The organism is Candidatus Pantoea symbiotica, assembly GCF_056491525.1.
Genome location: NZ_JBSZHR010000002.1, coordinates 2304094 through 2316018, shown reverse-complemented (window position 1 = coordinate 2316018; position 11925 = coordinate 2304094). Strand labels below are relative to the sequence as shown.

14 protein-coding genes are annotated in these 11925 nt (G+C 55.4%); 1 reads left to right on the top strand and 13 read right to left on the bottom strand.

Going from position 1 to position 11925, the window contains the following annotated elements; genetic code table 11:
• Positions 1–590 precede the first annotated feature (590 nt).
• The 13 genes from fliR to fliF form a co-directional block, all read right to left on the bottom strand.
• Entirely contained in the window at positions 591–1379 is a 789-nt protein-coding gene (gene fliR, locus ACXIZX_RS11400) for a flagellar biosynthetic protein FliR (RefSeq protein WP_479404183.1), read from the bottom strand.
• Positions 1379–1648: a flagellar biosynthesis protein FliQ gene (gene fliQ, locus ACXIZX_RS11395; protein WP_008105408.1), complete on the bottom strand. Its 270-nt coding sequence runs from the start codon at positions 1646–1648 to the stop codon at positions 1379–1381. Before fliQ ends, fliR begins: the two co-directional genes overlap by 1 nt.
• 25 nt (positions 1649–1673) lie before the next feature.
• Positions 1674–2405 carry a flagellar type III secretion system pore protein FliP gene (gene fliP, locus ACXIZX_RS11390; RefSeq protein WP_036648594.1) on the bottom strand — a complete coding sequence of 244 codons (732 nt, stop codon included), beginning with the start codon at positions 2403–2405 and terminating at the stop codon, positions 1674–1676.
• Entirely contained in the window at positions 2405–2800 is a 396-nt protein-coding gene (gene fliO, locus ACXIZX_RS11385; RefSeq protein ID WP_061717608.1) for a flagellar biosynthetic protein FliO, read from the bottom strand. The genes fliP and fliO overlap by 1 nt, the downstream gene beginning before the upstream one ends.
• Positions 2801–2802: 2 nt before the next feature.
• On the bottom strand, positions 2803–3213 hold the full coding sequence (gene fliN / locus ACXIZX_RS11380; RefSeq protein WP_008105402.1) for a flagellar motor switch protein FliN: 411 nt from the start codon (positions 3211–3213) through the stop codon (positions 2803–2805).
• Positions 3206–4213 carry a flagellar motor switch protein FliM gene (gene fliM / locus ACXIZX_RS11375; protein ID WP_008105401.1) on the bottom strand — a complete coding sequence of 336 codons (1008 nt, stop codon included), beginning with the start codon at positions 4211–4213 and terminating at the stop codon, positions 3206–3208. The genes fliN and fliM overlap by 8 nt, the downstream gene beginning before the upstream one ends.
• A 4-nt stretch (positions 4214–4217) precedes the next feature.
• Positions 4218–4703, bottom strand: coding sequence for a flagellar basal body-associated protein FliL (gene fliL, locus ACXIZX_RS11370; protein WP_008105400.1), 486 nt, complete (start codon positions 4701–4703; stop codon positions 4218–4220).
• A 129-nt stretch (positions 4704–4832) separates the two neighbouring features.
• On the bottom strand, positions 4833–6098 hold the full coding sequence (locus ACXIZX_RS11365; RefSeq protein WP_479404182.1) for a flagellar hook-length control protein FliK: 1266 nt from the start codon (positions 6096–6098) through the stop codon (positions 4833–4835).
• Positions 6095–6538: a flagellar export protein FliJ gene (gene fliJ, locus ACXIZX_RS11360; RefSeq protein ID WP_008105396.1), complete on the bottom strand. Its 444-nt coding sequence runs from the start codon at positions 6536–6538 to the stop codon at positions 6095–6097. The genes ACXIZX_RS11365 and fliJ overlap by 4 nt, the downstream gene beginning before the upstream one ends.
• A gap of 19 nt (positions 6539–6557) precedes the next feature.
• Positions 6558–7922 carry a flagellar protein export ATPase FliI gene (fliI, locus tag ACXIZX_RS11355; protein ID WP_008105395.1) on the bottom strand — a complete coding sequence of 455 codons (1365 nt, stop codon included), beginning with the start codon at positions 7920–7922 and terminating at the stop codon, positions 6558–6560.
• Positions 7922–8623 carry a flagellar assembly protein FliH gene (gene fliH, locus ACXIZX_RS11350; protein ID WP_137386041.1) on the bottom strand — a complete coding sequence of 234 codons (702 nt, stop codon included), beginning with the start codon at positions 8621–8623 and terminating at the stop codon, positions 7922–7924. The genes fliI and fliH overlap by 1 nt, the downstream gene beginning before the upstream one ends.
• Complete coding sequence (gene fliG / locus ACXIZX_RS11345) at positions 8616–9608, bottom strand: flagellar motor switch protein FliG (RefSeq protein WP_008105392.1); 993 nt, start codon at positions 9606–9608, stop codon at positions 8616–8618. Before fliG ends, fliH begins: the two co-directional genes overlap by 8 nt.
• A complete protein-coding gene (fliF, locus tag ACXIZX_RS11340) occupies positions 9605–11335 on the bottom strand; it encodes a flagellar basal-body MS-ring/collar protein FliF (protein ID WP_479404181.1) in 1731 nt (576 codons plus the stop codon). Before fliF ends, fliG begins: the two co-directional genes overlap by 4 nt.
• Positions 11336–11575: 240 nt before the next feature.
• Here fliF and fliE point away from each other — a divergent pair, with 240 nt between their 5' ends.
• Positions 11576–11887 (top strand): flagellar hook-basal body complex protein FliE, encoded by a 312-nt coding sequence (gene fliE, locus ACXIZX_RS11335; RefSeq protein ID WP_008105389.1) that lies wholly within the window; start codon positions 11576–11578, stop codon positions 11885–11887.
• The last annotated feature ends 38 nt before the right edge of the window (positions 11888–11925 follow it).

Sequence of the window (11925 nt, the reverse complement as noted above, 5' to 3'; positions counted from 1 at the left end):
GATGAATACGCGTTTGCGGTACGAGAGAAATTTCCAAAGACACTTTTTTATTCTGCTCGGCAGATTGGCGATAGAAATCCATGCGCCATCATGACTCTTCCCTGAACCGTGCTGCGAAGTTATTTTTTTTAGTACATCCACGTCACTCTCAGCCCAGCCATAGTAGGGATGGCTGAGGATTTGCATTAAGTGTTTAATTCGCTCTGTTTTGAGAGCCCTGTCACTATCGCGCAGATCACAGACAAATCTGATAGGACAAATCTTAAAAACATTTGTTTAGCGAAAGTATGACGCTTCAGCGAGCGTTGACAATGCCGGAAAAAAGGGATTTAGACAAGAAAAATCGCTTTGAAATTTTTTTTGTTTAAAAACAGCCCTTTGAGCATTTCATCAACCAATTCTCAAGGTTTAGCCCCTTAGGAATCGTCTGACTAAAATACGCGAAGCGCGGTTTAATAAGAATAATTTTCACCTAAAATGCGCATTTATCAGAATTTCCTCAGTTGATTTCTGGAAAAAATGGTTCGAAAAATGCACAGACTGTTTCTGGTTGCTTAACTATTACTTAAGAACGTCTACAGAATAGTTAATCAACTCGCGCGGGAAAGTTCTGACATAAACTGGGCGAGTAAATCAAAGACTTCGCTGAACAGATGTTCGCAGAAGGGAGCAAGCAGCGGCATCATCAACCCAACGCTGAGGATGCCCACCGTTAAGGTAATCGGGAAGCCAACCGCGAAAATTGAGAGCTGTGGTGAAACACGGTTTAACAAACCTAGTGCCATGTTTAGCGTGAGGAGTAGAACTATTAAGGGCAGCGCTAACATCATGCCATTAAGGAAAATTAATCCGGCGGCTTTGACTAACGCCATAAAGGCATTGGCGTTGAGCGGCTGGTCGCTGATCGGCAAGGTGTGAAAACTGTCCACCAAAAGCGAGATCAGCCACAGGTGTCCGTTGAAGGTAAGAAACAGCAGCATCGCCAGCATATCGAGAAAACGTGCCAGCACCGGCATGTTCAGGCGGCTGCCCGGATCGAAGAAGGTGGCGAAGGACAAACCCATCTGCAAACCAATCACTTCACCCGCCATGCGCACCGCGGCAAAGGCGAACTGCATGGTCAGGCCAAGGCTAACGCCAATCAGCAACTGTTGCAGCAGCAACCAAAATCCAGCGGGTGTAAATAACGTGGCTTCAACCGGCGGCAGAACGGGAAGAATGATCCAGGTGATTAATACCGCCAGGCCAATTTTCACGCGTTTGGGAATCGATTTTTCGCTCAGCACCGGCGCGCTGGCAAACAGCGCCAGCAAACGCGCCATCGGCCAGAAGAATTGTGCGACCCAATGGATCAGCTGGCTGCTGTCGAGGTTAATCATTAGCCAATGATGTACGGCAGATTGCTAAACAGCGTGCGAATGTAATCCAGCATCAGATTCAGCATCCACGGACCGGCGATCACCGCCGTAGCGGCAACGGCCAGAATCTTCGGGATAAAGGAGAGCGTTTGTTCGTTAATCTGGGTCGCAGCTTGCAGCACGCTGATGATCAAACCGCTGATCAACGCCACCAGCAACATCGGTGCGGCCATTAGCAGCGCGACGCGCATTGCTTCCTGGCCCATAACCATTACTGATTCAGGTGTCATGTTGCACTCCTCGGGAAATGTCGGGTTACGAGTAGAAACTTTGCGCCAGTGAACCCACCAGCAGTTGCCAGCCATCCACCAGCACGAACAGCATCAGCTTGAACGGCAGGGAAATCGTTGCTGGCGGCACCATCATCATCCCCAGCGCCATCAGCACGCTGGCGACCACCAGATCGATGATCAGGAACGGGATAAACACGGTGAAACCAATCTGGAAGGCGGTTTTCAGTTCGCTGGTGACATACGCCGGCAGCAGAATGCGCATCGGTACCGCTTCCGGACCCTGAATCGGTGCAGTGTTGGCCAGACGGGCAAACAGCGCTAAATCGGCTTCGCGCGTTTGACGCAGCATAAATTCACGCAGCGGCTGCGCACCTTTATCAATCGCGTCCGCCATGCTGATTTTGTCCTGGCTGAACGGCAGATAGGCGTCGGAATAAATCTTGTCGAACGTCGGCGCCATAATAAAGAAGGTCAGAAACAGCGCCAGACCGAGCAGCACCTGGTTTGGCGGCGCCGATGGCGTGCCGAGGGCGTTACGCAGTAAACCAAACACAATGATGATGCGCGTGAAGCTGGTCATCATCAGAAGCACGGCCGGAATAAAGGTCAGCGAGGTGATGAAAACCAGCGTCTGCACCGGCAGCGACCAGCTCTGGCCGCCATTGGCCAGCGGCTGGCTGATTAAACCTGGCAGCTGCGCATGGGCAACCGGTGCCAGCAACAGCAGCGGCAGAAGAGCAAGTAATCGACGCATCATTGTGGTTTTCCGGGACGTTTAACCAGATTCTGGAACAGCTGACGAAAATCCTGCGGGGCAGCGCTGCTATTCGCCAGTTCTTCCGGCGGCAGCGGCGGTAACGAGTGCAGATGCGTAATCTGCTGGGCGGTAACGCCCAACACCAGACGCGCATCGGCGGTATCGACAATCACCACACGCTCGCGCTGACCCACCTGCACGGTGGCGCTGACTTTCAGCGCCTGGCCGGTCACCGTTTTCGGGGCAAAGCCGAGACGTTTCGCCAGCCAGCCGCAGCCGAGAATCAGCAGAACAATCACCGCCAGCACGCTGCTGACCTGGCCAATCACCGAACCGGTCGAGACCACCGGCTGGCTCGCTACCGGTTGTTCCGCTTGCGTGTGCTTTAACATGCTTAACGGCTCAGACGACGCATACGTTCAGACGGGGTAATGATGTCGGTGATGCGCACGCCATATTTGTCGTTCACTACCACCACTTCACCCTGCGCGATCAGATAACCGTTGATCAGAATATCCAGCGGTTCACCGGCCAGGCCATCCAGCGCCACCACAGAACCTTGCGTCAGACGCAGCAGCTCTTTGATGGTCATCTTGGTACGACCCAGTTCCACAGTCAGTTTGACCGGGATATCCATAATCAGATCAATATCCTGCAGCGAACCGCTGATGCCAGGATTCTCCAGCGATTTGAACACATTCTCAGTCGGATCTGGCGCGCTGGTGGTGGTTTGTTCGTTCATAGCTGCAGCCCACAGATCGTCCGCGGAGATGTCGTCGTCGGACGGTTTCTTGCTGTCACTCATCGGGCTGTTCCTCGTTCAGCGAATTCAAAATCGGGTTAATCAAATGTTCTACACGCAGGGCATACTGGCCATTGATGGTGCCGTATTGGCTGGTCAGCACCGGCACGCCATCGACGTGAGCAATGATGCGGTCCGGCTTCTCAATGGGCAGGACGTCACCAGGTTTCAGCTGCAAAATACGTGACAGGCGCAGCGATGTTTCGGCGAAGTGGGCAATCAGCTCCAGCTCCGAGTGCTGCACCTGTTTCACCAGATTGTCGCGCCAGTGATTATCTTCACGGCGTGAGTTTTCCAGTGGCGGATTGACCAGCAGCTCGCGCAGCGGCTCAATCATTGAAAACGGAATACAGATATTGAATTCACCGACCAGGTTACCAATCTCCACCTGGAACGGCGTGTTAACCACGATGTCGTTCGGTGAAGTGGTGATGTTGGTGAACTTCACCTGCATCTCAGAACGCACATACTCGACTTCCAGCGGGTAAATCGCTTTCCATGCGTCGCTATAACCATCCAGCGCCAGTTTCAGCATGCGACGAATCACGCGCTGTTCGGTATGGGTAAATTCACGGCCTTCAACTTTGGTCGGAAAACGACCGTCGCCGCCAAACAGGTTATCGACAGCAATAAATACCAGGCTCGGTGAAAACACCACCAGCGCCGTGCCGCGCAGCGGCTTCAGGTGGATCAGGTTCAGGTTGGTTGGCACCGGCAGGTTGCGGGCGAACTCGTGGTACGGCTGAATCTTGATCGCACCCACACTAATATCGGGGCTACGGCGCAGCAGGTTGAACAGCGCCATACGGAAATGACGGGCAAAGCGCTCGTTGATGATCTCCAGCGCCTGCAGACGCTCACGTACGACGCGACGCTGAGTATTGGGATCATAGGGACGGATGTCGCCATCGGTCCCTTTGGAACTGTTCTCTACTTCCGCGCTGTCACTGTCGCCATTAAGCAGCGCGTCAATCTCAGCCTGGGAGAGAATGCTATCGCCCATTAAATCACCTCAAAATGAAGGCGGTAAACAGCACGTCATTGACAACCTGAGCCGGTTGACCTTTTACCAGCGGCGGCGCCAGTGCCTGTTTGATCTGCTCAACCAGGGCCTGTTTGCCTTGCTCTGTTGCCAGTGCCGTCGCGCTTTGACGCGAAAGCAGTAACAGCAGACGGCTGCGCACTTCCGGCAGGTAATCGTTCATCCGACGACGGGTATCCTCATCGGGCAGACGCAGGGTGAAACCCACGTACAACACACGGTCGGGATCGTTGTCAGGATTGACCAGGTTTACTGTAAACGTATCCATTGCAAAAAATACGGGAGCAGCCGGTGGCTCGACTTTCGCCGCGTCCGGTTGGCTGCCTTCGTGTTTATTCATCATTCGCCAGACTGCATAGCCTGCCACGCTGCAAGCGGCCAGCGTTACAATCAGTAACACCGGTAGTAGTAATGAACGTTTGCGGCCTTTAGCTTTCGCGTTATCAGACATCTTGCAGTTACTTCCTGTGAATTATGGGCAAGCCTCTCGGCTTACCTGGACAGATTATCCCGCGTCTTAAGTCAAACAATGGGAAGAAAAGACGCGGGTTTTACGCTTACCTTCAGCGTTTAGCGGCTGTCAGGCAAAGATATCGACAGCGCCGTTACCGGCCGCGCGCGCTTGAAGGGCTGCCGGGACGGCAATAGGCGTTATCTCGTTGTCACTGTCCTGGGAGAGGGTAAAGCTGCCGTGCTGTCCGTCACGACGTCCTTCCTGCTGGCCCTGATAACTCTGGCCCTGTGCGAAGGCGTCGCTGCTGACGTTACTCTGTCCCAGGTTTATTCCGCTCTCCGCCAGCGCTGTACGCAGCTGAGGGAGAGCCGCTTCCAGCGCGGCCCTCACTTGGCTGTGGCTGGAAACCATACTTAACTGTGCCTGATCCTTATCAAGCGTCAGGCTGATCTGGATAGCGCCCAGATCCTGCGGATGTAAACGCAATTCGGCGTTCTGCTGCCCGTTGCGGCTAAACATCACAATCTGCTGACTCAGCGCCTGCTGCCACTCGCTGCTGCCGAGCTGCGCATTCAGCATGGGCGTCGACGGCGTGGTGCTGGTCGAAGCAGTGCTGCTCACCAGCGAACTGGTGGCGCTGAGCGGTGCGCTGGTTAATGGCGTCACCGGGTCATCACTGCTCTGCGCGGCGGTGCGCTCTTCCGGCTTACTCAGCGCATTCAGCACCTGCTTAAAACTCTCATCCAGCGTCAAGCCGCTGCTGTTACTGGCGCTGGTGTTGACGCTGCTGCTGGTCTGCGTGCTGGCAGCCGTTTGCGTTAAGAGCGTTCCAGCATCGCTGGATTTCTTCGCTGTGCTACCCGGCTGTGCTGTTTCTTCTTTTACTGCACCTTCAAGCGAACCGCTTAACAATGCTGAATTAAGCGAAGCGCGAGTGTCGGTTTTGCCTTCGCCTGTGCCGCTACTTACCGTGGCTGTGCTGGTGCGGTTCTCAACCGCCACCGGCAACATGGCGAATAACGCCTGCACATTCTGTAAGTCGCTGGCAGTTAACGAACTTGCCTCACTCTTGTCTTTATCATCGGCTGATTTCAGCGTGGCTTTAGTGTTTTCCGGCTGTAAAAGTGCGTTTAACGCATCTGGTTTATCCAGCGCCTGCAATAACGCGCTTAAAGAGGCCTTGCTGACGTCTTTTTCATCAACTTCTGTTGTCAGATCAGTCGATTGCGTGTTAACAGCTTGTTGCTTTACCAGCGTCAGCAAGCGGTTGCCGAGTTCAGTAATAAATCCCTGCGGCAGACTATCTGCGCCCTGCAAAAGATCTGATGAAATTGAACTGTCAGCGTCTCCCAAAACCGAGGTTTGCGTAGCAACTGTTGGCAGCGTAATCATTCGCCTTTCCTCAATGCGGCCCGTTGGGCAAATTCATCCATCCGTTTCTGATCGAGACGGTTTTCTTGTCGTAATGCGTTTTCCTCAGCGCGCGTGATCAGCGTTTGATAAGCATTGAGTCGCTTATGCTTTTCACGCCAGTTGCTCAGCGCGGTGTCGAGGCGCTGATTCCACTGGGAAAGCTGTTGGCGATGCTGTTCGATGGCTTTTTCCAGCGTCTGAATAAACTGGTGATAATTGGTCCAGCGCGTGCTGGCGATGCCGCCGGACATATCCTGATTGAGCTTGTTGCGATACTCATCCTGATAATCCAGCAGCATGCTGAGCTGTTCGTCGGCCTGCTGCACACCACGACGCATATCGCCGAGGTGAATTACCGCACTCTCCAGTTCCTGCTCCGCCATATCGCGCAGCTTGTTGATCGCACTGGCCGTTTTCATGACTTAACCTCGTTTGGCGTTAACCGAACATCGCCTGCAGATGCAAACAGGCATCGTCGTAGTCGCTGCGTTCGAAAATGCCCTGATGCAGGAAAGCTTCCATCTCGGGATAGAGCTTGATGGCGCGGTCCAGCATCGGATCGCTGCCTGCGGCATACGCACCCACACTCACCAGATCGCGGTTACGCTGGAAGCTGGAGAGCAACTGTTTGAACTGGCGCACGCGCGCATAATGCGTCTCATCAATTAATGAGGTCATGGCGCGGCTGATCGATGCTTCAATATCAATCGCCGGATAGTGACCGGCTTCCGCCAGACGGCGCGACAGCACAATGTGGCCGTCGAGAATCGCACGCGCCGAGTCGGCAATCGGGTCTTGCTGATCGTCGCCTTCGGTCAATACGGTATAAAACGCGGTGATCGAACCGCCGCCGTGCGTACCGTTACCGGCGCGTTCCACCAGCGCGGGCAGTTTGGCGAACACCGAAGGCGGATAACCTTTGGTGGCTGGCGGCTCACCGATGGCCAGCGCGATTTCACGTTGCGCCATGGCGTAGCGGGTGAGGGAATCCATAATCAGCAGCACGTGCTGGCCGCGATCGCGGAAATCTTCGGCGATACGCGTGGCATACGCCGCGCCCTGCATACGCAGCAGCGGCGAGACGTCAGCGGGTGCGGCGATCACTACCGAACGCGCGCGGCCTTCGGCACCGAGAATGTTTTCAATGAACTCTTTTACTTCACGACCACGTTCACCAATCAAGCCCACCACAATCACATCGGCTTTGGTGTAACGCGCCATCATGCCGAGCAGCACGCTTTTACCCACGCCGGAACCGGCGAACAGGCCCATACGTTGACCGCGACCCACGGTGAGCAGGGCATTGATGGCGCGCACGCCGGTATCCAGCACATCTTCTATCGGCGTACGTTGCAGCGGGTTAAACGGTGCGGTGATCAGCGGGGCGCGATAGCCGGTTTCCGGTGCCGGCAAACCATCCAGTGGTTTGCCGCTGCCGTCGAGTACGCGGCCTAACAGTTCCGGGCCCAGCAGCATCTGTTTGCCGCTGTGCCCGCTGTCGCCACTGACGCGCGCATAAACGCGTGCGCCCGGTAAAATGCCGTCCACTTCTTCCAGCGGCATCATTAACAATTTCTGGCCGTTGAAGCCGACCACTTCACTTTCCACTTCAGTGATCTTGCTGCCATCGGTACGTTCAATAATGCAGGTAGCACCGAGCGGCAGTTGCAGGCCGGTGGCTTCCAGCACTAAGCCGGTGGCGCGCGTCAGGCGTCCGTAGCGACGCACGGTTTGCACCTGCGAAATACGCTCTTCGAAGGCATCGAGTGCGCCGAGCCAGCGTGAAAGGCGTGAGGAGGTCATTACAGTGTCCCCGGAGCGGCCAGGCGGCACAGCTCCTGCCAGCGCGTTGCCACGCTCGCATCAAGATCGCCATCTTCCGCACTGAGCTTACAGCCGCCGGGATGCAGCGTGCTGTCGGCCAGCAAACGCCAGCCGTGCAGATCGAGCGTGGGACCGAGCGTCTGCTCAATGCGCTGCAAATCATCCGGATGGACGCGCAGCTGCGGCTTGCCGCTGAACATCGGCTCCTGCTGAATCAGCTGCTGGATTTGACGCAGCAGGGCGGTGCCATCCACCTGCGTGGCCTGGCCAATCACCGTGCGCGCGGCTTCCAGTGCCAGCTGCATCAGACGTGAAGCGATCACGCTGTCGAGCGCTTCCAGCGTGTGATGGAACTCGGTCACCAGCTGCTGCATACGTGCCTGCAGCGGCGCTTGCTGCTGCTGTGCATCGGCTAAACCTTGCTGGAATCCGGCGTCATAACCGTTCTGTTGCGCTTCGGCAAAACCCTTTTGATAGCCTTCGCTGTAGCCCTGCGTCTGCGCATCTTTGCGCATCTGCTGCTGCATGCGTTCCAGCTGTTGCTGCTGTTCCGCTTCGGCGCTCAGTTCAACATCGATCTCCGGCTCCTCTAACTGAGGCTCCGGTTCGGCACCAAACGGGCTGCCTAAATCATCAGGCTGCCAGCGCTGCCACGCGCGGGCGGAAAAGGCATCAGACATAGGTTTCCTCGCCACCACCAATTACCATCTCGCCGGATTCTGCTAAGCGGCGCACCACCAGAAGAATGGCCTTCTGTTCGTTCTCCACCGCCGACATACGTACCGGACCACGGTTGGCCAGATCGTCGCGCAGGATATCGGCCGCACGAGCGGACATGTTTTTGAGGAACTTCTCGCGCAGCGGCTGCTCGGCACCTTTCAATGCCACCAGCAACTGCTCGGATTCCACTTCCTGCAACAGGCGCTGGATGCTGCGGTCGTCCACTTCCACCAGGTTTTCGAACAGGAACATCTCGTCGATGATCTTCTGTGCCAGCTCGCCATCGAAGTCGCGTACCGCTTCGATAACCGCTTCTTCCTGCTGGGTTTTCATCAGGTTGATAATTTCTGCTGCGGTTCTCACGCCGCCCATCTTCGCGCGCTTGAGGTTGGTACCATCCAACAGGCCGTTGAGCACTTCGGTCAGTTCCGCCAGCGCCGCCGGCTGGACACCACCGAACGTCGCGATACGCAGCATCACATCGTGACGCAGACGCTCGTCGAACAGCGCCAGAATATCTGCCGCCTGGGAACGTTTGAGGTGCACCAAAATGGTGGCGATAATCTGCGGATGCTCGTCGCGAATAAGGTCGGCGGCGGCCTGTGGTTCCATGAAGTTGAGCGTTTCCATGCCGCTGGTGGTCTCGTTTTTCTCGAGAATATCTTCCAGCAGGCTTGAGGCGCGCTCCTCGCCCAGCGCTTTGATCAGCACTGAACGCAGGTAATCGTTGGAGTTGAGGCTCAGCGCCGCAAACTGTTCCGCATCGATTTCGAACTCACGCAACACTTCGGTCAGCTGTTTGTGTGAAACCTGGCGCATGTTGGCCATGGCGCCACTCAGGTGCTGAACTTCACGCTGGTTGAGGTGTTTGAACACCTCCGCCGCGCGCTCTTCGCCGATGGTCATCATCAGAATGGCGCTTTTTTCTGTACCGGTCAGACTCATAGTTCTTTACTCATCCATTCGCGGATAACCAGCGCGACGACGCGCGGATCGTTTTCAGACATGTCGCGGATACGCTGGCTCATCACCTCGGCGCTCATGCGGTTAGTAGATTTACGCTCCTGATCCAGCTCGTCTTTGCTGAGCTGAACGCTAAAGGCTTCTTCCTCTTCCATTGCCGCAGCACGTGCCGCCAGCGCTTCCGCTGCTGCTTTCTCCTGCTCTTTCTTACGCATCAGCTGTGGACGTACCAGCTTGCGATAGAGGATGAAGCCAACCAACGCCACCAGCAGCCAGCGACCAGCAGTCATCATCTGATCGAAGAACGATTGCTGCTGCCAGAATGGCAGGTCGCCACCGGCTGGCTCGGTCATGTTGAACTGCGAGTTCACCACATTGACGCTGTCGCCACGGGTCTGCGAATAGCCCATCGCTTCGCGGGTTAAATCTTCAATCTGCTTGATCTGCTGATCATTCAGCGCCACCGCTTTGCCTTTGCCGTCGTCGCGGTAGTTCACCACCACGGCAACCGACAGGCGCTGCACATCGCCGACGTTGAGCTTGGTATGACGAATGGTACGATCCAGCTCGTAGTTAACCGTGTCGTTGCGCGTCGAGCTGCTCGGGCCAGAAGGTTGTGCGGTGCTGGTGGTGCTGCCGTTATTCTGCGCATTGGCGTTTTGCGCGTTAGCGTTCTGACCATTGGCATTATTGTTGTTATTAGCTGGCGGATTGGTCACCGGCGCGGTGTTGGCTGGCGCAGGCTGATTCGACAACGCACCCGGCACGCCGCCAGGATATGGGCTGCCATTTTGTTCGGAGTTGCTGGTCTGGCGAGAACGCACGGCGGTATTGCCTGGATTGGCGTTCGGCTGGTATTTCTCGTCGGTCTGCTCGCTGCGGTCAAAGTTGATCTGCGCCGTCACCTGCGCATGCACATTGCCCTGACCAACAATTGGATTGAGGATCGCTTCGATGCGCTGCTGGAAGCGGGCTTCCACTTCAGAGGCATATTTCAGTTGCGCATCATTCAGGTCGCGACCTTCGCTATCGGAGCGGGTCAACAGACGACCGGCCTGATCGACAACGGTAACGTTGCCCGGCGGTAAACCGGCCACGCTGCTGGAGACCATATGCTGAATAGCCTGAATCTGGCCTTCATCTAACGCGCGGCCAGGTTGCAGATTCAGCGTTACCGAAGCGGAAGGGGCTTTCTGCTCACGCACGAACAAGGTTGGTTTTGGCATCGCCAGATGCACGCGCACGCTCTTTACCGGACCGAGCGTTTCGATGGTGCGCGACAGTTCACCTTCCAGCGCACGCTGATAGTTGATCTGTTCGCTGAACTGGCTGATACCGAACTTCTCTTTGTCCATCAGTTCGAAGCCAACGTTGCCGCCTTTCGGCAGACCTTGTTGCGCCAGACGCAGACGCAGCTCATGCACTTTATCGGCGGGCACCATCAGTGCTCCACCGTTATCGGCGAACTGGTAAGGGATGTTCATTTGCGTCAGCTGCGTGACAATCGCACCGCCGTCCTCATCGGAGAGGTTGTTATAGAGGACGCGATAGTCTGGCGCTTTTGCCCACAGCACCAACGCAAACACCACTGCGATAACCGCAGCGGCAGCAATAATTAAAGGAATTCGCGGATTGGCGCGCAGGCGGGCGAGAAGGTCACTGAAGCCTTTCTTTGCTGTCTCTGGTGTAGCGGCTGCACTCGCATTCATGACCGATTCCTGCCTGAAATTATTAGTGGTGACAAAACGAACTCCCTGAAGACTTCCCCCAAATTCAGGGGGGAGGAAAATTAAATTCCACTTATTGGCAGGCATTATTTGATGATTCGGGTCACATCGATGGGTGGATAAGCCGGGTTTTTTGCGGTCATTTAGCGCCTTTGTCCTATTGACAGTGTGTTAACTTTCTCATCGTGAAAATTTAATCACTTCTTCATTAGGGGTCAGGCAATGTCAATTCAGGCGATTGAGGGTGTGCTGCAGCAGCTGCAGATGACGTCTCTGCAGGCCAGCGGTAAGCAGGCGGAATCCACCAATCAGGTCGATTTTAGTGCCACCATGAAAGCAGCACTCGACAAGATCAGCGAAACCCAGACAACGGCGCGCGCGCAAGCGCAGGATTTTGAAATGGGTAAACCGGGCATCCAGTTAAACGATGTGATGGTCGATCTGCAAAAATCCTCTATTTCCATGCAGATGGGCGTGCAGGTGCGTAACAAACTGGTGTCGGCGTATACCGATATTATGAGTATGCAGGTGTAGTTTCTTTCGGCTTTCTTTCGGGTATTTCTTTCGAGTAT